This window comes from Neobacillus sp. GCM10023253, assembly GCF_042653105.1.
Lineage (GTDB): Bacteria > Bacillota > Bacilli > Bacillales > Cytobacillaceae > Neobacillus > Neobacillus citreus.
On record NZ_JBHSHV010000003.1, the window covers coordinates 125,918 to 144,122 of the forward strand.

At 40.1% G+C, this 18,205-nt stretch carries 24 protein-coding genes; 14 read left to right on the forward strand and 10 right to left on the reverse strand.

All coding sequences use genetic code 11. The features are described from left to right. Positions 1-217 precede the first annotated feature (217 nt). The 3 genes from ACFPA1_RS00970 to ACFPA1_RS00980 all read right to left on the reverse strand — a co-directional run bounded on the left by ACFPA1_RS00970 (position 218) and on the right by ACFPA1_RS00980 (position 2,201). Positions 218-1,084: a ClpXP adapter SpxH family protein gene (locus ACFPA1_RS00970; RefSeq protein WP_213140994.1), complete on the reverse strand. Its 867-nt coding sequence runs from the start codon at positions 1,082-1,084 to the stop codon at positions 218-220. After that, positions 1,081-1,485 carry a globin gene (locus ACFPA1_RS00975; protein WP_213141321.1) on the reverse strand — a complete coding sequence of 135 codons (405 nt, stop codon included), beginning with the start codon at positions 1,483-1,485 and terminating at the stop codon, positions 1,081-1,083. The genes ACFPA1_RS00970 and ACFPA1_RS00975 overlap by 4 nt, the downstream gene beginning before the upstream one ends. A 137-nt stretch (positions 1,486-1,622) precedes the next feature. Then, positions 1,623-2,201: a CYTH domain-containing protein gene (locus tag ACFPA1_RS00980; RefSeq protein ID WP_213140993.1), complete on the reverse strand. Its 579-nt coding sequence runs from the start codon at positions 2,199-2,201 to the stop codon at positions 1,623-1,625. A 120-nt stretch (positions 2,202-2,321) separates the two neighbouring features. Between ACFPA1_RS00980 and ACFPA1_RS00985 the strand changes: the two genes are divergently transcribed. The 4 genes from ACFPA1_RS00985 to ACFPA1_RS01000 are packed head-to-tail and all read left to right on the forward strand — an operon-like array spanning position 2,322 to position 5,095. Next, complete coding sequence (locus ACFPA1_RS00985; protein ID WP_213140992.1) at positions 2,322-2,681, forward strand: hypothetical protein; 360 nt, start codon at positions 2,322-2,324, stop codon at positions 2,679-2,681. A 23-nt stretch (positions 2,682-2,704) separates the two neighbouring features. Next, on the forward strand, positions 2,705-3,343 hold the full coding sequence (locus ACFPA1_RS00990; RefSeq protein WP_213140991.1) for a GTP pyrophosphokinase: 639 nt from the start codon (positions 2,705-2,707) through the stop codon (positions 3,341-3,343). Positions 3,344-3,386: 43 nt separating this feature from the next. Beyond that, entirely contained in the window at positions 3,387-4,181 is a 795-nt protein-coding gene (locus tag ACFPA1_RS00995) for an NAD kinase (RefSeq protein ID WP_213116596.1), read from the forward strand. 17 nt (positions 4,182-4,198) lie between these two features. Further along, on the forward strand, positions 4,199-5,095 hold the full coding sequence (locus ACFPA1_RS01000; RefSeq protein WP_213140990.1) for an RluA family pseudouridine synthase: 897 nt from the start codon (positions 4,199-4,201) through the stop codon (positions 5,093-5,095). Positions 5,096-5,129: 34 nt separating this feature from the next. Here the strand turns inward: ACFPA1_RS01000 and prpE are convergent, their stop codons facing one another. Then, a complete protein-coding gene (prpE, locus tag ACFPA1_RS01005) occupies positions 5,130-5,870 on the reverse strand; it encodes a bis(5'-nucleosyl)-tetraphosphatase PrpE (protein WP_213140989.1) in 741 nt (246 codons plus the stop codon). Positions 5,871-5,945: 75 nt separating this feature from the next. Between prpE and ACFPA1_RS01010 the strand changes: the two genes are divergently transcribed. The 3 genes from ACFPA1_RS01010 (at position 5,946) to ACFPA1_RS01020 (ending at position 9,285) form a co-directional block, all read left to right on the forward strand. Next, complete coding sequence (locus ACFPA1_RS01010; protein WP_213141320.1) at positions 5,946-7,817, forward strand: monovalent cation:proton antiporter family protein; 1,872 nt, start codon at positions 5,946-5,948, stop codon at positions 7,815-7,817. Between the two features lie 90 nt (positions 7,818-7,907). Further along, positions 7,908-8,678, forward strand: coding sequence for an enoyl-ACP reductase FabI (gene fabI / locus ACFPA1_RS01015; RefSeq protein ID WP_213140988.1), 771 nt, complete (start codon positions 7,908-7,910; stop codon positions 8,676-8,678). Positions 8,679-8,793: 115 nt separating this feature from the next. Then, entirely contained in the window at positions 8,794-9,285 is a 492-nt protein-coding gene (locus ACFPA1_RS01020) for a CotO family spore coat protein (RefSeq protein WP_378580892.1), read from the forward strand. 48 nt (positions 9,286-9,333) lie between these two features. Here the strand turns inward: ACFPA1_RS01020 and ACFPA1_RS01025 are convergent, their stop codons facing one another. Continuing rightward, the gene (locus ACFPA1_RS01025; RefSeq protein WP_213140986.1) at positions 9,334-9,846 is read right to left on the reverse strand and encodes a CotY/CotZ family spore coat protein; all 513 of its coding nucleotides are present in this window, start codon (positions 9,844-9,846) and stop codon (positions 9,334-9,336) included. A gap of 147 nt (positions 9,847-9,993) precedes the next feature. Between ACFPA1_RS01025 and ACFPA1_RS01030 the strand changes: the two genes are divergently transcribed. The 7 genes from ACFPA1_RS01030 (at position 9,994) to ACFPA1_RS01060 (ending at position 13,611) form a co-directional block, all read left to right on the forward strand. Continuing rightward, entirely contained in the window at positions 9,994-10,350 is a 357-nt protein-coding gene (locus ACFPA1_RS01030) for a DUF1360 domain-containing protein (protein WP_213140985.1), read from the forward strand. 312 nt (positions 10,351-10,662) lie between these two features. Next, positions 10,663-11,133 carry a YhcN/YlaJ family sporulation lipoprotein gene (locus ACFPA1_RS01035; RefSeq protein ID WP_378580894.1) on the forward strand — a complete coding sequence of 157 codons (471 nt, stop codon included), beginning with the start codon at positions 10,663-10,665 and terminating at the stop codon, positions 11,131-11,133. A gap of 13 nt (positions 11,134-11,146) precedes the next feature. Beyond that, a complete protein-coding gene (spoVAC, locus tag ACFPA1_RS01040) occupies positions 11,147-11,626 on the forward strand; it encodes a stage V sporulation protein AC (protein ID WP_213140984.1) in 480 nt (159 codons plus the stop codon). Then, positions 11,627-12,643: a stage V sporulation protein AD gene (gene spoVAD, locus ACFPA1_RS01045; protein WP_213140983.1), complete on the forward strand. Its 1,017-nt coding sequence runs from the start codon at positions 11,627-11,629 to the stop codon at positions 12,641-12,643. 13 nt (positions 12,644-12,656) lie between these two features. Then, a complete protein-coding gene (spoVAE, locus tag ACFPA1_RS01050; protein ID WP_213116586.1) occupies positions 12,657-13,013 on the forward strand; it encodes a stage V sporulation protein AE in 357 nt (118 codons plus the stop codon). Positions 13,014-13,120: 107 nt separating this feature from the next. Continuing rightward, positions 13,121-13,240: a YjcZ family sporulation protein gene (locus ACFPA1_RS01055; protein WP_213140982.1), complete on the forward strand. Its 120-nt coding sequence runs from the start codon at positions 13,121-13,123 to the stop codon at positions 13,238-13,240. Positions 13,241-13,356: 116 nt separating this feature from the next. Beyond that, positions 13,357-13,611, forward strand: a complete 255-nt coding sequence (locus ACFPA1_RS01060; RefSeq protein ID WP_213140981.1) for a stage VI sporulation protein F — start codon at positions 13,357-13,359, stop codon at positions 13,609-13,611. 18 nt (positions 13,612-13,629) lie between these two features. Here ACFPA1_RS01060 and ACFPA1_RS01065 read toward each other — a convergent pair whose 3' ends face one another. From ACFPA1_RS01065 to ACFPA1_RS01085, 5 genes are all read right to left on the reverse strand, one after another. Next, entirely contained in the window at positions 13,630-15,945 is a 2,316-nt protein-coding gene (locus ACFPA1_RS01065; RefSeq protein WP_378580898.1) for an ATP-dependent helicase, read from the reverse strand. Between the two features lie 127 nt (positions 15,946-16,072). After that, on the reverse strand, positions 16,073-16,495 hold the full coding sequence (locus ACFPA1_RS01070) for a GNAT family N-acetyltransferase (RefSeq protein ID WP_213140979.1): 423 nt from the start codon (positions 16,493-16,495) through the stop codon (positions 16,073-16,075). A 6-nt stretch (positions 16,496-16,501) separates the two neighbouring features. Beyond that, complete coding sequence (locus ACFPA1_RS01075; RefSeq protein WP_378580900.1) at positions 16,502-17,014, reverse strand: YjcG family protein; 513 nt, start codon at positions 17,012-17,014, stop codon at positions 16,502-16,504. Between the two features lie 126 nt (positions 17,015-17,140). Further along, on the reverse strand, positions 17,141-17,866 hold the full coding sequence (locus ACFPA1_RS01080; protein WP_378580902.1) for an alpha/beta hydrolase: 726 nt from the start codon (positions 17,864-17,866) through the stop codon (positions 17,141-17,143). A 104-nt stretch (positions 17,867-17,970) separates the two neighbouring features. Further along, positions 17,971-18,195, reverse strand: a complete 225-nt coding sequence (locus ACFPA1_RS01085) for a hypothetical protein (protein ID WP_213140976.1) — start codon at positions 18,193-18,195, stop codon at positions 17,971-17,973. Between the last annotated feature and the right edge of the window lie 10 nt (positions 18,196-18,205).

Here is an 18,205-nt window from a genome sequence, read left to right on the forward strand (position 1 = left end):
AATTTATGATATTTTGACAATAATGTGAAATAAAGCACAAACTTATTGTCACCCCTTTCAGCCCATGCTATATTTAATACGTGAAGTTGATCACAACAAACATATACCCCTTTGTTTGACCGTGAAAAATTTCTCCCATCCCCTTTGTTCGTATTAAGAGAAATGCCCTGCAGTTGATGGCTGCAGGGCATTTCTGTTATACATAATCAATCATAAGCTACTCAATATACTTCCAAAAGGTCCCGAACTTTGCAGGGATTTGCTGCACCACCTGCTTAAGGAGCAATTTTTTCATTTCCCGTTCAATTTGTGAAATGGTCATATTATATACAAGTGCAATTTCCTTTGAGGCGACAAACTTAAAATTCTTTAAAAATGTTTCCAGTGGAGGCAGTGGAGATTTAATCGGTTTTTCTGCGAGCATTTCCTCCAGAATTTGAACATAAACCTCATATGGATATGTTCCTGTTATTTTTATTCCTTCTTCTTCAACGTTCTCATTAAAGAAGACAAGAGTAGGAATTTCGCGAACTTCCATTTCGGAAGTAATTTGCAGGTCGCACTGAAAAGCTTTTGCAGCACTTTCTGAATGCATGTCTTGAAGAAATTCTTGAATTTCAAGTCCTGCTTTATCCGCACACTCTCTTAATACTCCTAAATCTGAAATATTCCTTTTTTCCAAAAATAATACCTCTTGGATTGAGCGGAGGAAGCGGATTCCTGCACGTCTCCCTTGAAGTTCTGCTGCTTTTAACGCAATCGATACATTATAGGGAGCATCTACAGGGTCTTCAAACCCATGATTTCCTTCACAAGATATTACTGACCTGCTCGTTGTTTTCTCCCAAACCTGCGCAAGGTTTTCAACATTTTTTTTACGGCTTACATTTAAATCTGTTAATTTTCCACTTAACACATGCTTGATAGAAAAGTAACGTCCATACTCAATCTGAAGCTTTTTCATGATAGGCTCAAGAGACCAGCATTCGGGACAAAGCGGATCAATAAATAAATAAATTTCTATCGGTTTTTTATCGCTGCTATTGATTGGCTGCAAAGAATTTGAGTAATCAAAATTATTCACGATGGCTCACCGGAATTTTCTTGATCGTCAGGTGTATTTATCATGTGCTGGGCAGTTAGAAAAAGCCTGGAATAAAATTCATCCCTTATCGGTCCTTCTAAGCCGGTTTTATCCATTGCTTTGGTCATGCATGAAAGCCAGGCTTTGGCACGTATTGGCGTAACCGGAAAAGGCAGATGGCGGGCGCGCATCATCGGGTGTCCATGTTCCTCAGTATAAAGTGGAGGACCGCCTAAATATTGGGTTAAAAATTGCTTTTGTTTACGGGCAATTTCAGAAAAATCATTTGGGAATATAGGAGCAAGGTCAGGATGTTGTGCAACAAGGCCATAAAAAGTGTCCACAAGACGATGGAGCGTTTCTTCTCCAATAACCTCAAATGGTGTTTGCTGATTATTCATCATGTTGACAACTCCTCCTCTCGTCATTATCAAGTTTACATTCATTTTAACAATGCCTAATTTTTATCTCAAATGAATTGCTCCAGAAAAAAGGATATTATTAATGTGTCCAATATGGATTTTCTTACGAAACTAATTTATAAGTTGTATTTCCGCCTGTAAAAGCGGCGAATTTTGTTTTCGGTTTTTCTAACAGGAATTTGATAATTTTTTAACAGCTGCAAAAAGACTTCCTGCCCCTCATGAAAGTTTTCAGCCTCATATTCTAGTTCAAAATCCTCTTGATTTAGGTAAATACTATGGTCGAAAACGAGCACGCCTTTCTTAAACGCTGCTTCAGCGCGTCTTGTTGCCAAAGATCCGAAATAAACCAATTTACTAAAGGGGATACCCATTTCTTCTATGATCACCTTTATTTGGCCCAAAGGAAGTCTCCCAAATTGAATTGCTTCTAGAGCTTCCCTTTCGCTAAGTATTTGATTTGTTTCAAGAAGTCCGATTTCTGCAGGCTGCTTTAACGTCATTTCCCAGCTATTCTTTTTTAACCGAATTCTTAAAGCTGAACGCCTATCCTTTAAGGCAAAATCCTCCGTATCGAAGTAATGGTTCTCCTGAGAAAAAATGTTTATTTCATCAATTTGAAAATCGTTTAATAATCTTAAATATTCTTCTTTTGTCAGCATGTTTTTAAATTCTATTTCAATATTTTGCGGCATCGTTTGTCTTCCTTTCCGATAAAAATTATTTACATTATCTCATCTTCAGTGGAAACTGCAATCCTTGGGAGAAATGAGGAATTATGTTAAAATAGTGGGTATGGAAGATGGAGGTAAAAAATGAGGAAAAAACTAATAGTCCAAGCGGCAAATGTAATGGAAAATGCACTTGTTTTAGAAGTATCGGAAACAATAACTGGTTTAGTTCCGGCCGAACAAATCCTTGTGGATTCTGAACATTATTCCTTTATTTATCTAATGGAAGATTCAGATGACTATACATACATCGTGCTCCCAGAACCAATCTGGCCCGACATGAAAATGGCTGCAGAACTTCCGGTTTGGATTTCCGACGGAAATGAAAAAATAGAACTTCAGCGTTTTAATGAAGAGTTTGATTTTATTATTAACAACATAAAAGGAAATAGCAATTACGGTAAAGAAATGGTTGAAAAAGCAGAAACAGTTTTTCATCCATAATTTGTTCTTGTCGAGGTGGAGTCATGAAGCATTGGGACCAATTTTTAACCCCTTATAAGCAGGCAATTAATGAGCTCAAGATAAAATTAAAGGGAATGAGAGGTCAATTTGAACTCGATTCGACACATTCACCGATTGAATTTGTTACCGGTAGGGTAAAGCCAATTGCCAGTATTTTAGATAAAGCAAACCAAAAAGGAATACCGTTAGATAAACTTGAAGAAGAAATGCAGGATATTGCCGGCCTTCGGATTATGTGCCAGTTTGTGGAGGATATTTATCGGGTCGTTTCGCTGCTCCGAAACCGCAATGATTTTGAAATAGTGGAGGAAAGGGATTATATTTCTCATGAAAAAATCAGTGGATACCGTTCCTATCACGTTGTCATTCAATACCCGGTGCAAACTATCCACGGGGAAAAGAAAATTCTAGCCGAAATACAAATTCGGACATTGGCCATGAATTTTTGGGCAACAATTGAACATTCCTTAAACTATAAGTATAAAGGTGCCTTTCCTACTGATATAAAAATGCGACTCCAGCGTGCGGCAGAGGCGGCTTTCCGTTTAGATGAGGAAATGTCACTTATCCGGGGGGAAATTAAAGAAGCACAGGCTTTTTTTACGAGAAAGAAGGAAACAGCCCAAGAAGAAAAGAAATGAGCCGCTGTTTATATAGATTATTCCAATACAAGGGGTAAAAAAGATGAAATTTGCGATAACATCTAAAGGGGATCAAAAATCAAATATTCTTATGCATAAAATGAGGACCTATTTGCTGGATTTTGAGTTAAAGTACGATGAAGACCAGCCGGATATCGTCATCTCTGTAGGGGGAGACGGGACGCTCCTGTATGCTTTCCACCGTTACAGCAGCCGTTTGGATAAAACAGCATTTGTTGGGATCCATACAGGGCACCTCGGTTTTTATGCGGATTGGACCCCTGAGGAAATCGAAAAGCTGGTCATTGCCATTGCAAAGACACCGTTTCAGGTTGTTGAATATCCGCTTTTGGAGGTCATTATTCGTTATTCCCATGCGGGTAAGGAATCCAGGTACCTAGCGTTGAATGAATCTACCGTAAAGGGTGTGGAGGGTACGCTGGTCATGGATGTAGAAATACGCGGCCAGCATTTTGAAAGATTTCGTGGTGATGGTCTTTGTATCTCTACCCCTTCCGGAAGTACAGCCTATAATAAAGCACTAGGCGGAGCCATTATTCACCCGTCCATCCAAGCCCTTCAAGTGGCGGAAATGGCATCCATTAACAACAGGGTTTTCAGAACAGTGGGTTCGCCGCTTATTCTGCCAGCACACCACACATGTATGTTAAAGCCCGTAAATCGGACGGATTTCCAGATTACAATTGATCATTTAACCCTGCTTCATAAGGATGTAAAGTCAATCCAATTCCGGGTTCCAGAGGAAAAAATCCGCTTTGCTAGGTTCCGCCCGTTTCCTTTCTGGAAAAGAGTACATGATTCATTTATTTCGGACTAAATGAAGGAAAACACGGAATGACAAAAAATTTTCAACTTCAGTGGAGTATTCATGATAATAGTGCCGGATTGCTCATTAAAGAGTTTTTAAAGAGGGAAGAAATCTCTCGGACTGCTTTGACGGATATTAAATTCAAGGGCGGGAGAATCCTTGTCAACAGTGAAGATGTAAATGTAAGGTATAAGCTCGTTGAAGGGGATGTACTGACAGTGATATTCCCTTCCGAGAGCCCTAGTTTTCCGGGAGAGAAGCTTCCAATGACGATTCTGTTTGAGGATGAATTTTTGCTGGTTGTCGTTAAACCTGCCGGTATGAGCACAATTCCGTCACGGGAGCATCCTGCCGGGAGCCTGGCAAATGCCCTTGTAGGATATTATCAAAAAACAGGACTAACTGCTACAGCCCACATTGTAACCCGGCTGGATCGGGATACTTCAGGGATTGTTTTAGTGGCTAAACATCGTCATGTTCATCATTTGTTTAGTTTAATGCAGCGGAAATCTCAAGTGAAACGAACCTATGAAGCATTTGCAGGCGGTTTGTTGTCGGCGGACAGAGGCACGGTAAACGCCCCAATCGGACGTAAAGCGGAAAGCATCATCGAAAGGGAGGTCCGTGAGGATGGACAATATGCCTGTACCCATTACCGAGTCATATCAAGGCATAGGGAATTTACCCAGGTTGAGCTGAACCTGGAAACCGGACGGACCCATCAAATCAGGGTCCATATGTCTTACTTGGGTCATCCTCTTCTCGGTGATGACTTGTATGGGGGAGACACCTCGTTAATTGATAGGCAGGCGTTACATTGTAAAGAAGTCCACTTCATTCATCCCCTTACCCGGGAGGAAATGACCTTTACGGCACCTTTGCCGGATGATATGAAGAAATTAATAGAGGCTGGTCATGACTAAAAAGGCCAGCCTTCTTTTATTTTTATTTTTATTTTTATTCAAATTGTTTAAATTTTTCTTTGATATATGGCATTGTAGAGGGAATAGAGACCAGTTCCATTTCTGGATATCTTAAGGCAGTAAGTTTGCCGCCAAAAACAGCCCCTGTGTCAATATTATACGTTTTATTAATAATTCTTGGCTCCTTCACAGGTGTATGTCCATAAACAATATAAGCTTCCCCGTGATACTGTTTAGCCCAGTCTCTTCTGACAGGGGATCCGTCCGGGTGCTTTTCACCTGTAATATCTCCGTAGAGAACAAATGTCTTTACTTGATTATTTTTCTTTCCAATCAATTCTTGTTTAATTCCTGCATGGGCGATTATTAACTTTTTCTGGTCTAATACTAAGTACAATGGAGCATTTTCATAAAGGTCCATAAATTTTTTTCGAATGGAATCTTGGTCTTTTTTATATAATGTTTCATACTCCGCCACGGTTGTTTCAAGTCCGTGGGAAATTTGGACTTTGTTGCCAAGGAAAAAGCGATACAACTTATTGCAATGGTTTCCAGGTGTATAGAAAGCTTTTTCCTGCTCGATGACCAGCTTCCAAACGATTTCAATCACTTTGAGAGAATTTGGACCTCTGTCGGTTAAATCACCGACAAACCCGAGTATTCTGTTTTCCGGATGGAGGGGAATCCCACTTTTCCAATCGTAACCTAATTTTGCAGTTAACTCCGAGAATTCTGTGAAACATCCATGGATATCTCCGATAATATCTATTTTCATAATTGTTGCCCCTTTCCGATTCTTATTTTTTGTCGGATTGCGAGCATTTATTACTATCCGTAAGGGAGGAGTATGATGGAACAACACGTCTCCATTATTTCATTATTAATTGTTGTGACAATGGCATTTTTAACTCCAATTCTATTGCATCGATTTAAATTAAATTTTATTCCTGTGGTTGTTGCGGAAATTATCATGGGCCTCATTATTGGTAAGAGTGGATTCAATATCGTTCATGAGGATATGTGGCTGTCTACCCTGTCTACACTTGGCTTTATTTTTCTTATGTTCCTAAGCGGTCTTGAAATTGACTTCACGGCTTTTTCACGCGGGAAAAAACGTGAGACCCTTCCAAACGGGAAAAAAGAACCAAACTCCTTTCTGGTCTCATCCATTATCTTTGCCGGTGTCTTCATTCTTTCACTCGGTTTATCGTATCTCTTTGTTCTGGCAGGATTTATCGATAATGCTTTCCTGATGACATTGATTATTTCGACGATTTCATTGGGAGTAGTCGTGCCCACCTTAAAAGAAGCTCACTTAATGAAAACGGTGATTGGGCAGATTATCTTACTGGTAGCAGTTATTGCTGATTTGGCTACCATGATTCTGCTGGCCCTCTTTGTTTCCCTGAATGAAGGGGGAGAGGGGGATACATGGCTTCTGCTGATTTTGTTTGGAGCAGGAATTATCCTTTATTTCATTGGTAAAAGATTTAAAAATCGCAGCTTTATTGAAACACTCTCAACAGGGACGGTCCAAATCGGCACAAGGGCTGTATTTATGCTGATTATTGTGCTGGTAGGATTATCCGAAACAGTCGGTGCTGAAAATATTCTGGGAGCATTTTTGGCAGGTGTCCTTGTTTCTTTGTTGGCACCAAACCAAGAGCTTGTTCATAAGCTTGATTCCTTTGGCTACGGATTTTTAATTCCTATCTTCTTTGTAATGGTAGGTGTAGAACTGGACATCTGGTCGTTATTAAGTGAAAAGAAACTTTTGTTATTAATACCGCTTTTATTAATTGGGCTATTATTTTCGAAGCTAATTCCTGTGTACCTTTTGAAAATTTGGTACGATATGAAAACCGTAATTGCCTCGGGATTTCTGCTTACCTCCACATTGTCACTTGTTATTGCTGCAGCGACAATCGGAGAACGGATTGGGGTTATATCAGAGCAAATGAAAGGAACACTAATTCTTGTCGCTGTGATTACCTCAATTTTTACGCCAATTGTTTTTAAAAAGCTGTTCCCTCGAGAAGCAGCGGAGGGCAGGAAAGTGTCCATTGCCTTTTTAGGTGCTAACCAGATTACTTTGCCTGTTTCCCTAGAATTAAAGTCCGGACTCTATAATCCGGTTTTGTATCATCAAAAAATTGAAAAGGCCGAAAAAACATTTGCTGACTCGGTATTTGAAATAAAGGAAATCCAGGATTATTCGCAGGAGGCCATTGAAAATACAAAAGTGTTCGAGTCTGAAATAGTAGTAATCTTAACAGGAAACCAGGAAGTGAATGCAGATCTTGCTATAGCTGCGAAAGAAAAAGGAGTTCCAAGGGTCATTGCCAGAATTGAAAGTCCTGAATTGGAGCTGAGGCTTCGTGAGCATGGGGTAGAGGTGTTCTCCTCCTTTATGTCTACAAAAGCGCTGCTTCGGGCGATGATTGAGTCTCCTGCAGTCATAAATCTTTTGACGAATCAGGAAACTGGGTTATATGAAATTGTCATGAATAATGAATTATTTGATGGTATGTCATTAAGAAGATTTCCGTTTACCGGGGATGTTATTTTTGTCAGAATTTTCAGAGGGAAGGATTCCATCGTGCCTCATGGTGACACGGAGCTGCAAATGCATGACCGACTGATTGTCACAGGCTCAAAGGAATATGTGGATGACCTGAAAAGGGAGCTTGAATTTTCAGAAACAGGCAAAAGCTATTATTAGAAAAGGCAAGTACTTTTCATTTATTCAGAATTAGTGTAGAATTAGTACCAAGTACTAATATCAGTTATCATGTAGGAGGATTTTTTAAAAATGAATTTATCTTTAACTGGAAAAACATTTGTCGTAATGGGTGTTGCTAATAAGCGGAGTATCGCTTGGGGGATTGCCCGCTCACTTCATGACGCTGGGGCACGGTTAGTATTTACGTTTGCCGGGGAAAGACTGGAGAGCAGTGTACGGGAATTAGCGGAATCCTTAAATGCAGAGGGAACTTTAGTGCTGCCATGTGATGTGACTAGTGACGAAGCAATTGCTGCGTGTTTTGCTGAAATAAAAGAAGCGGTTGGGACTATTCATGGAATAGCACACTGTATTGCATTTGCCAATAAGGAAGAATTATCAGGCGAATATATGAATACAACAAGAGACGGCTTCCTGCTGGCACATAATATCAGCTCCTATTCCTTAACGGCAGTAGCGAAGGAAGCACGCGGCCTCATGACAGAAGGCGGCAGCATCGTTACTCTCACATACCTTGGGGGAGAAAGAGCCATCAAAAATTACAATGTTATGGGTGTTGCAAAAGCTTCCCTTGATGCAAGCGTTCGCTATTTAGCTGCGGACCTAGGTAAAGATAATATTCGCGTAAATTCCATTTCGGCCGGTCCAATCCGAACACTATCCGCAAAAGGAATCGGTGAATTTAACTTGATTTTAAAGGAAATTGAAGAAAAAGCACCATTACGGAGAACAACAACGCCTGAGGAAGTAGGCGATACTGCCGTTTTCCTATTCAGCCATCTTTCCCGTGGAATTACAGGGGAAAATATTCACGTAGACTCAGGATATCATATTATGTAATATAAAAAGCCCGCAAAATGAACTGCGGGCTTTTTTATATGGAAAAAAACAGTTAACGCCTATAGTCCATTCACATATATATAAAAGTGTAGGATGCCGTAAGGGAGGTGCTTATATGTCAAATACAAAAGATCAGGGACCACTTTTCTTTATTAAACAGCCATTTTCAAGGAATCCCGCAAACTATCATATGCAGGAAATCTACAGAAGTAAGCTTGAAGCTGAGCCGGCAATGGAAGAGAATATAAGGGCAGATGAAAGTAAAAAGAATGTCCCTCATGCGAAGATGGAGAAAGATTCAAATGGGATGGGAACGGAAATAAAAGAAGCAGCATCTTCAATACCTGTGGAGAATAACCGATCTTCCTTTAATCGAGTAAAACCATTTAAGGAAATGACGGTAAAGGAAAGACTGGAATATTTAATTAACTTTCCAAAAGTGCTTCCGCCTGTTCCATGTGTCTTTAATATCGATGATGAGAAACATTTGGGCTACCTGATTAGTTATGAGGACAATCAAATAACCATTGAATACCATAATAAAACTCAAAGAACATTCCCAGTTGATGATATCACCAATGTCATCATGATCGGAATAAAGCGATAATGAATAAATAAAAAAAAGGCCAGCCGATTCACCGACTGGCTAATTTATTTAACTGTTGCAAATTCCAAGGTTTACGTCTGCAATACATTGAATGGCACAGAAGCAGCTTAAGTCAACCGTTACACAATCGTTGCTCGCTTTGAAGCAAGTCACTTGGCAATGTTTAGATAGGTTAATACAGCATTTATCATCGCCCTTTACGAAATTGACTGGAACAAAGTTTCCGCCGTCTTTTTTGCCAGGAACTAATACGCGAAGTGTAGCACAGCAGTTATCGAACACATCTTCTACGCGGAAATAGATGGAGACACATGCATTGTAATCGTCATTGAAGAATGCGTGGAATGGTGTACCATCAGCTGTTTTTAAAACGAATACGCGCGTATCAACATGTTCCTTAACAGGTGAGACTAATGAACCAAGCGGCTCGTTAAAGCAGCTGGTACAGGATTGACATTCAGCAGCTTCAACAGCATTATCTTGAATATCTTTAATCGCGCGAACTACTTGACATACGCAATTGCCGTTGTCGTGATTATTTCTAAAGCTCCCACAACCCATTTATTTTTCCTCCTTAATCCGTAATATATCTTACATTACTAACATATTTAACGAGAGCCTTATGGGTTACGGACAATTGCCTTATTTACCAAAATTAGGCTATTTTCATACACAGTCATTAGTCCAAAAATGAAAGGGTTTTTTTACATGAAGATAAGTCTTATGCAACTGCTCCTTTTAGCATTGGCAAGCTTTCGGTTTACGAGGTTAATTGTTTTTGATAAAATTACTGAATTTTTACGCAATCCCTTTTTTGATGAGGTAGAGGAAGTAAATGCAGAAGGTGAAGTGGAAATTTATTATATTCCAAAAAAGTTTGGAATAAGGCGATTTATGGGTGAATTGCTAAGTTGTTATTGGTGTACAGGAATATGGTCTTCTGCCATTTTGGTAGGAATATCCTTCCTTTTCCCTGTTTGGGCGGAGCCAATTATACTTATCCTGGCTGTTGCTGGTATGGCGGCCATCATCGAAACAATTATTCAATATTTTATTGGGAAATAAGGATTTTTGCCTGAGACAAGACTTACGCTTTTTCATATGATGATTAGTAACTAATGAATTGTATTTGATTGGAGGGAAAAACGTGACAAAGAAAAAGAAGCAAACTGAAACAACAAAGGTTTACCAGCCATCAAATGCTATAAAAAAACAAGGCTGTGGCTGTGGGAAGAAGACATATAAGTAGAAGTGAAAAACTGCTGGGTTACTGGCAGTTTTATTTTTTCTCTAATCGGCATTAACTTAGTCATATTTTTAGTCAATGTCGAAAAAACTAATGACAGTCATATTTATAAAAAAGGGATGAAAACCGTTATGCGAAATACATATCGATTCATTATATTGATGAGTGTAATCTTACTGGTTTCCTGCAATCAGGATCAAAAAGCAAAAGACAGCCAGCTCGCGCTTGTGAAAACTACAAATCCACCACCAGTTGTCACTGATGGGCATAAAGGAAATGACCAGGTAGAGAAAATTAAACGAGATGTAAGTTCTTTTCCAGAATTGTATGATGTCGCTGTCGTCAAAGGGAAAAAAGCAATCCTTGTTGCCTATAAGGTAAAGCATTTGCATCGCTTTAACATGAAAAAGATTGAAAAAAATGTTACCAAAATGCTTGAGAAAAAATATCCAAAAGAGAAATTTACCGTCTCAAGTGACTATAAAATATTTCTGGAAGTCGTACGGCTTGATGAAAAGATGAGGTCCTCGTCTAAGTTTAACCATCGAGATGCAGAAAAACGTTTTAATGAAATCGTTAAAATGACAGAGGATATCAAGTAGGAAAGGGGATGCAATGATGGCAAGCAAACAGAAAAATATGACACCCGAGCAGCAAAAATACCAGCAGCTTCAACAAAAGCACGAAAAGAAACGGCCAGTTTTAAAAAATTGTATCAGGGCTTTTTTTGTTGGCGGACTGATATGCGCAATTGGCCAGGCCATCAGTTATTTTTACATTTACTTTTTTAATTTTACGGAACAAAGTGTCGGGAATCCAACGGTGGCCACAATGGTGTTTCTCTCCATGCTCTTGACCGGCTTCGGTGTTTATGATCGGCTGGGGCAGTTTGCCGGGGCGGGGAGTGCAGTTCCGGTCACGGGCTTTGGCAACGCCGTTATCTCCGCAGCCATTGAACATCGCACAGAGGGGTTTGTGTTAGGGGTTGGCGGCAATATGTTTAAGCTTGCAGGCTCAGTTCTTCTTTTTGGTGTATTTGCAGCCTTTGTGGTAGCGCTGATTAGAACGGTTTTAAGCATTTGGGGGGTTTTGTAATTGCTAAAAGGACATCAATCGTGGGTCTTTCAAAATAAACCGATGATATCGGCGACTGGGGTAACAGGGGGCCCCTTTGAGGCTAACGGAAACTTGGCAAATGACTTCGATTTATTGTATGAAGACCTATGGATGGGCCAGGAGTCCTATGAAAAAGCCCATCGAATCTTGCTTGAAGAAGCGATAAAAATTGCACTGGATAAAGCAAATATTGAGAAAGAAAAAATTCAATTTTTAATTGCCGGTGATTTAATTAATCAAATAACGCCAACTAGCTTTACAGCAAGGACTATGCAGATTCCCTATTTCGGTTTATTTGGGGCTTGTTCCACTTCCATGGAAGGCTTAGCGCTAGCCTCATTTATTGTCAATTATCAGGGAGCACAAAATGTGGTGACGGGAGCATCTAGCCACAATGCCGCGGTTGAAAAACAGTTTCGCTATCCAACAGAATACGGCAGCCAAAAGCCTCCGACGGCTCAATGGACGGTTACAGGGGCTGGTGTTGGAATCATTCAGCCAAACGAACCGGGGAAGAAAAACCCTGTCACAATATCTGCAACCATTGGAAAGGTAATTGATATGGGTTTGACAGACCCGTTCAATATGGGAGGTGCAATGGCTCCTGCAGCAGCAGATACGATTATGGCCCATTTTCGGGATCTTGACCTTGATCCATCTTATTATGACCTAATTATTACTGGAGACTTGGGGAGAGTCGGCCATGACGCTGCTTTTGAATTAATTAACAAAAGCGGACTTAAGCTTGAAAGAAAGCAATTTCAGGATTGCGGGATCCTCATCTATAAGGATGACCAGCCCGTTCAATCCGGAGCAAGCGGAGCAGGATGTTCAGCGACAGTATTGTATGGACATTTACTGAATGAAATGAGGAAGGGTACATACAGACGGATTTTGCTTGTTGCTACCGGTGCATTGTTATCCCCGCTCACCTTTCAACAAAATGAATCGATTCCATGTATTGCCCATGCAGTTGGCATAGAAATGAACAATTAAAGGGGTGACGATTATGTTAGCGATGTTTTTTTGGGCCTTTGTCATAGGCGGATTGATTTGTGTCATTGGCCAGCTATTATTTGATGTTGCCAAGCTTACACCAGGCCATACGTTAAGCTTATTGGTTGTAGCCGGGGCGATTTTAGCGGGATTTGGGTTGTATGAGCCACTTATTAATTTTGCCGGAGCAGGCGCGACCATTCCGATAACCAGCTTTGGAAATGCATTGGTTCACGGAGCGCTTGATGATGCCAACAACCATGGGCTAATAGGCGTGTTAACCGGGATGTTTCAGGTGACCAGTTCTGGAGTGTCAGCCGCGATTATTTTTGGATTTATTGGAGCACTCGTATTTAAGCCAAAAGGGTAAATGCTGATTTTTTTCTTAAATGGATGAATAGCTTATTCGTGCCTATACACTTTTTTAGTGATTTCATATTGTATTAATGAGATTACTAAAGAGAGGTGAATCTATCTATGTGGGGTTGTGGAGGTTACGGCTACGGCTACGGTGGTGGTTTTGGCTACGGCGGCAGCTTCGTACTAATCGTCGTACTATTCATTCTATTAATCATTGTAGGTGCTAGCTGGTATTAATAGGTGAATGGACTATAGGAAAGGATGGCCATTTTTTGGCTATCCTTTTCTTTTTTCACCATTTTTTCATTCCTTCATACAATAAAGTAGTTTATGAAGGAGTGTGAATTTTGATCATGGATAATGGTTTCTTTAAAAATATAGAGAAAAAAACTGGCGTAAATATGAAAGATATTTTTGATTTGGCTAATTCTCTTCAGAATGCCAACTTTAAAGACGAAAAGACAGTCCGTGGAGTCATTCGCAAAGTATCTCAGCTTGCAAACAAGCCGATTAGTAAGGAATTAGAAGATCAGATTTGCAATACCATCATTAAAGATGGAAAAAGTCTTGATTTCAATACCATTTCAAACATGATGAATAAGAAATAAGAAAAAAGGCCGCTTTCCTTATTGGAATTTGGCCTTTTTGCTTATTTTTAAAAGTGGTGCGAGAAATCTGGAACGGTTGGCTTTTTTTCCTCTTCGATTGTCCGGAATAGATAAATATAGACCTTCTTGAGCCCGGGTCATAGCAACATAAAACAGCCTTCGTTCTTCTTCGAGTCCGGAAAAGTCCCCGTTTCGACTTGTTTCCAATGCGTAGTCGTGCGGGAGGCTGCCGTCGACTGCGCCAAGCAAATATACATATTTATACTCAAGTCCCTTAGCCCTGTGAATGGTGCTTAAGGTGATAGCATCGCGAAAATGTTTGCTTAAATTTTTTATTTCCTTATTCATCGCTGCCATATGTTCAGCATGTTCTAAAAAAACGTCGATCGTGTCAAAGCTCTTTGCCGCCACTTTTAAATCCTTCAAATCATCTGATCCTTTTTCGATTTGATTTGCCTCGTTGCCGCGTTTTTTAAGAAAATCCAGGAAGCCTATTTCCTTTTCAATCTTTTCAATCGCTTTTGCCGGTGTCAAGGTTTTAAGGGCGCGAATCAGCGGTACTGCCTTTTTTAATTTTTTTTCCTGAAAGGCATGGGATGTTTTTAAATGCATCAGTGCCTCAAGTAGACTGCAGTCCTGAAGGATACTAAGTGCTTTCATGTCCTTCAGGGCCGATTGTTTTAAAAATAATAATGGCAAAATTTCTGTCATGCTGTTTGGATCTTCTTCATTTAAGCTGACCTTTAAAAAGGCTAGGGCGCATCTAATGATATAACGGTCATAAAAGGCTTCTGCGTCCATGTCGATTTTAAAAGGAAGATTCGAACGCGCCAGCCGTTCAAACACGGCCCTTGAAGCAGCATTGGTCCGATACAAAATAGCAAAATCAGCGGGATTTGCTCCGTTTGCAATCCGCTCAGAAATATCAGTGACAATCATAGTGGCTTCTTCCTCTTCGTCAAAAGGGAAAAAAGTAAGTGGCATTTCAACGCTAGAAAATTGCGCCTGCATTTTTTTTGCTTTTCTCAATTTATTAGCAGAAATTACTTGATTGGCGGCCGAAACAATCTCATGAGATGAACGGTAATTTTGTTCAAGCGTTACAGTCTTTGATGAATGGAAGTCCATTTCAAATTCAAGCAGAAAATTTGGGTCGCTTCCTCTGAAGGAGTAAATGGCCTGGTCATCGTCACCAACAGCACAAACATTTTTGTGCTTATTCGATAGTAGTTTAATTAATTCATATTGAACCTTGTTGATGTCCTGGAACTCATCGATTAAAAAATATTGAAATCGGTCTTGATAATACTCCAATATGGCAGGAGTGGTTTTCAACAGCTGATAGCAGCCGATCAGCATGTCATCAAAATCAAACAAACTTTCACGGTTTTTGTAATCCTCATATTTTTTATATAAAATTGCGGTTTTTTCTTCCCATTCTGATGCCGGTCTGACCTCTGCGGGGAGAAGCATCGTATTTTTCCATAGTCCAATTTGCTGCAGTGCTAGATCATAAGCAAATTCCTTTTCGGACAAATCGAGTTCTTTACCGGCCTCTTTCAAAATTCTATCCCGCTGCCACTCTTTTTTTAACAGCTTGTCAGAGGACCAACTGGCGGCATCATGGAACATGAGAATCCGGTAAAAGATACTGTGGAACGTGCCGGTTATGAGCTGCTGGATTTTTTCACGCTTCATATTTGGATAGGAAAGAAGGCGATTTTTCATTTCAGCTGCTGCTTTGGTGGTGAATGTAACCAACATGATGGTTCGAGGATCGATTTGTTTAGCCTCGAGCATGAACGCGGTCCGGCAAGTCAGCACTCTTGTTTTGCCGCTTCCGGCACCGGCAAGCACTAATAAGGGGCCTTCCGTATCTATTACTGCTTTCGTCTGACTATCATCTAAAATAACTCCATTTGCTGATAGCTGCTGCAAATAGGGGGGAAGGCTTCCTGGAGAATTTGTCTGTGTTTGCTTAAACGGAACTTTATATTCGATAGGTTTTGCTGTTTTAAATTTTACAGGAGCAGAATTTTCTTCTGTAATGGTTCTGCCCTGGGGAATTCTAAACCCGTTTCGTTCAATATAGTGATTTTCTGTTTGTGGCTGAAGCCCTGTGTCAAGTCTTCCTGGTACCGGACATCTCTTTTCCGGTAAAGAATGGTGGAAAAAATGGGGGTCACTTAGGATTCCCAGATACAGCTGCACCATTTCTTTACAAGTAGGACAAGATAGTTCGCCTCTTTTGCCGGCGATGTAAATAGACTGGAATTCCTCACGATTGAGCTCGTCAATCACAATCTTCCGATTTCGATAAACTGCTGTTTTCATTTTTATAACCCTCTATTTTGAAATAAGACATGTTCTATCATATCAAAACCTGGAATGGCGGGAAAGAAGTTTTGAAGAAAACCAATAAAAAGCACCTGCCAACTTTAATATTGGCAAGTGCATATTTCTATAAATTCTTTACCATTGTTTTGTGAGGAATTCCGGCATCCATGAATTCCTCTGAGACTACCTCGTAGCCCAATTTTTCGTAAAAGGGGATGGCCTGCGTCTGGGCGTTAAGTTTTAGCTTTCGGAAGTCTTTTTCCCGGGCATGGGATTCGATTGTCTCCATAATGGCTTTACCGGCACCAATGTTTCTAGCCTCTTTGAGGACGCAAATTCGTTCAACCTTTCCATAGCCCTCAACATTGCGGAATCGTCCGGCCCCTACTGGACTACCTTCATGATACAACACAAAATGAGTGGCATCATTTTCAAATTGATCAATTTCCTCTTCAAAGGGGACGTTTTGTTCATCTACAAAAACTATTTTCCGAACTGTGTAGGCGTCCTCGAGTTCTTTTGGGTTTTCAACAACTTTTACTGTCACTTAGAACTATTCCTTTCCAAACCGAAATGTTTCAGAAACTGTCCAAGAGCCGTTATCCAGCTGGTAGAGGAGATGGAAACGGTCAATCGTTTCTTCGTGGTCAATTCTTTTCATACGCAGCGACCCGTAAACATCGGAGTGTTCATCATTGGATAGATTCTGGCCGATCGTAATATGGGGGACAAATGCGTATTCCGGATTTTGTTCGCTAAATTCTTTATTAACTTCTGCATGTAAGGAAGTTAGTTCTTCTGTCGGCTCAACTTTAAAGTAAATAACATTGTTAACCGGATGAAAAGAACTCACTTTAGTAGTTTTTAAGGTGAAAGGCTGTGTGTTGCCGGCAATTTTCCGCAGTTTATCGGCAAATTCTTTCACATCTTCCTCAGTTGCTTCAAAGGCATTTTTTAATGTCAAATGCGGTGTGATTAAAGCATAATGCGAATCATAGCGCTTGCGATAAGAATTTACAAGGTCTTGAAGCTTTTTCGATGGAAAAATAACAACTCCAAATTTCATGGCGGTACCTCCGTTTTAAGTAGTGGGTTCTATCAAAAGTCAAGGAATGACAAGGAAAATAGCGAGTAAAAATGGGTATTTATTATTATAACAAATTTTCTAAATATAATAAATAATCCAAATGGCTTACAAGAACATCATTTTAAGTGCCCGTCGTAAGTCTGGCTGCCAATAGGTCCAAGTGTGATTTCCATTAAATTCTTCATAAAAATAACTAAAAGGCTTTTTGGAAAGGACTTTTGAAAGCTCCCGATTGGGTGTCAGAAAATCGCTGGTTTTTCCATCTGTTGTTTTCACTTCGGTTTCGAGTTTTCCTATGACATGATAAATTTCCAGTGATAACGGCTCTGTATAATGCTTGGCAGCTTCTAACACAATCTCGTCCACATAGGGAGATTGAAGCAGCACTTTCCCAAATGTATGCGGGTATTGCAATGCAGTCATTAGGGAAACCGCTGCACCAAGCGAGTCCCCTATAAGTGCTCTGGTTGTCCCAACTTGGTACGTTGGATATTCACTGTCCAAAAAGGGGACTAATTCATGAGCAAGGAAGCGTATGTATTGCCGGTTTTGGTCTCCGGCAGGATGATATTTTCTGCGGCGGTCCTTTACATTCTTATAGGGTACCCCAACAATAATTAAATTTTCCATTTCTTTTATAGAAAGATACTCGTCTGCCACTCGACCAATTCGGCCAAGCTGAAAATAATCACGGCCATCCTGAGCAATCAGCAGCGAGTATTTATATAGCGGTGAGAAATTGGCTGGAAGGTAAATGAGCAGCTGCATTTCTTCTCCAAGTTCATTGCTGTAAAATGTTTGTTCTGTAATGGTACCTCTTGGATAATCCATTTTGAAAAATCCCCCCGAGTTCAACTGTTTTACAAAAAGAATTTTACCATAATGAAAGTGGAAATGCAGAAATGTGTGTAAGGATAAGGGGGCTAGGTTGAGGATTAATGCAGGTAACGGCTTTTATGATGCTGATCAGGCATGATGGAAAGAATATTGTCCCGTTTAAAGGTACGGATTTGTTTCCGCAGCAGGCAGTAGGCGCGAATGTATTCGTCAGTTACCTCTTTAATTATTAAACTTCGCTGGGTAATTTTCTGGTTTTCGGCAAGATAAATCATCTCCAAAGGAATATTTTCTTCGATGGAACGAATAAACAGGCCATCCATTTTAAAACTC

Coding starts and splice junctions, on each gene's coding strand:
- ACFPA1_RS01035 (WP_378580894.1), top strand. CDS start 10,663: ATGCGAAATACATATCGATTCATTATATTGATGAGTGTAATCTTACTG.
- ACFPA1_RS01080 (WP_378580902.1), bottom strand. CDS start 17,866: ATGGATTATCCAAGAGGTACCATTACAGAACAAACATTTTACAGCAAT.
- spoVAE (WP_213116586.1), top strand. CDS start 12,657: ATGTTAGCGATGTTTTTTTGGGCCTTTGTCATAGGCGGATTGATTTGT.
- ACFPA1_RS00985 (WP_213140992.1), top strand. CDS start 2,322: ATGAGGAAAAAACTAATAGTCCAAGCGGCAAATGTAATGGAAAATGCA.
- fabI (WP_213140988.1), top strand. CDS start 7,908: ATGAATTTATCTTTAACTGGAAAAACATTTGTCGTAATGGGTGTTGCT.
- ACFPA1_RS01010 (WP_213141320.1), top strand. CDS start 5,946: ATGGAACAACACGTCTCCATTATTTCATTATTAATTGTTGTGACAATG.
- ACFPA1_RS01000 (WP_213140990.1), top strand. CDS start 4,199: ATGACAAAAAATTTTCAACTTCAGTGGAGTATTCATGATAATAGTGCC.
- ACFPA1_RS01085 (WP_213140976.1), bottom strand. CDS start 18,195: ATGGATGGCCTGTTTATTCGTTCCATCGAAGAAAATATTCCTTTGGAG.
- ACFPA1_RS01025 (WP_213140986.1), bottom strand. CDS start 9,846: ATGGGTTGTGGGAGCTTTAGAAATAATCACGACAACGGCAATTGCGTA.
- ACFPA1_RS00990 (WP_213140991.1), top strand. CDS start 2,705: ATGAAGCATTGGGACCAATTTTTAACCCCTTATAAGCAGGCAATTAAT.
- ACFPA1_RS01030 (WP_213140985.1), top strand. CDS start 9,994: ATGAAGATAAGTCTTATGCAACTGCTCCTTTTAGCATTGGCAAGCTTT.
- ACFPA1_RS01075 (WP_378580900.1), bottom strand. CDS start 17,014: ATGAAATTTGGAGTTGTTATTTTTCCATCGAAAAAGCTTCAAGACCTT.
- ACFPA1_RS01020 (WP_378580892.1), top strand. CDS start 8,794: ATGTCAAATACAAAAGATCAGGGACCACTTTTCTTTATTAAACAGCCA.
- ACFPA1_RS01055 (WP_213140982.1), top strand. CDS start 13,121: ATGTGGGGTTGTGGAGGTTACGGCTACGGCTACGGTGGTGGTTTTGGC.
- prpE (WP_213140989.1), bottom strand. CDS start 5,870: ATGAAAATAGATATTATCGGAGATATCCATGGATGTTTCACAGAATTC.
- spoVAC (WP_213140984.1), top strand. CDS start 11,147: ATGATGGCAAGCAAACAGAAAAATATGACACCCGAGCAGCAAAAATAC.
- ACFPA1_RS00980 (WP_213140993.1), bottom strand. CDS start 2,201: ATGCCGCAAAATATTGAAATAGAATTTAAAAACATGCTGACAAAAGAA.
- ACFPA1_RS01065 (WP_378580898.1), bottom strand. CDS start 15,945: ATGAAAACAGCAGTTTATCGAAATCGGAAGATTGTGATTGACGAGCTC.
- ACFPA1_RS00975 (WP_213141321.1), bottom strand. CDS start 1,485: ATGAATAATCAGCAAACACCATTTGAGGTTATTGGAGAAGAAACGCTC.
- ACFPA1_RS00995 (WP_213116596.1), top strand. CDS start 3,387: ATGAAATTTGCGATAACATCTAAAGGGGATCAAAAATCAAATATTCTT.
- ACFPA1_RS01060 (WP_213140981.1), top strand. CDS start 13,357: ATGGATAATGGTTTCTTTAAAAATATAGAGAAAAAAACTGGCGTAAAT.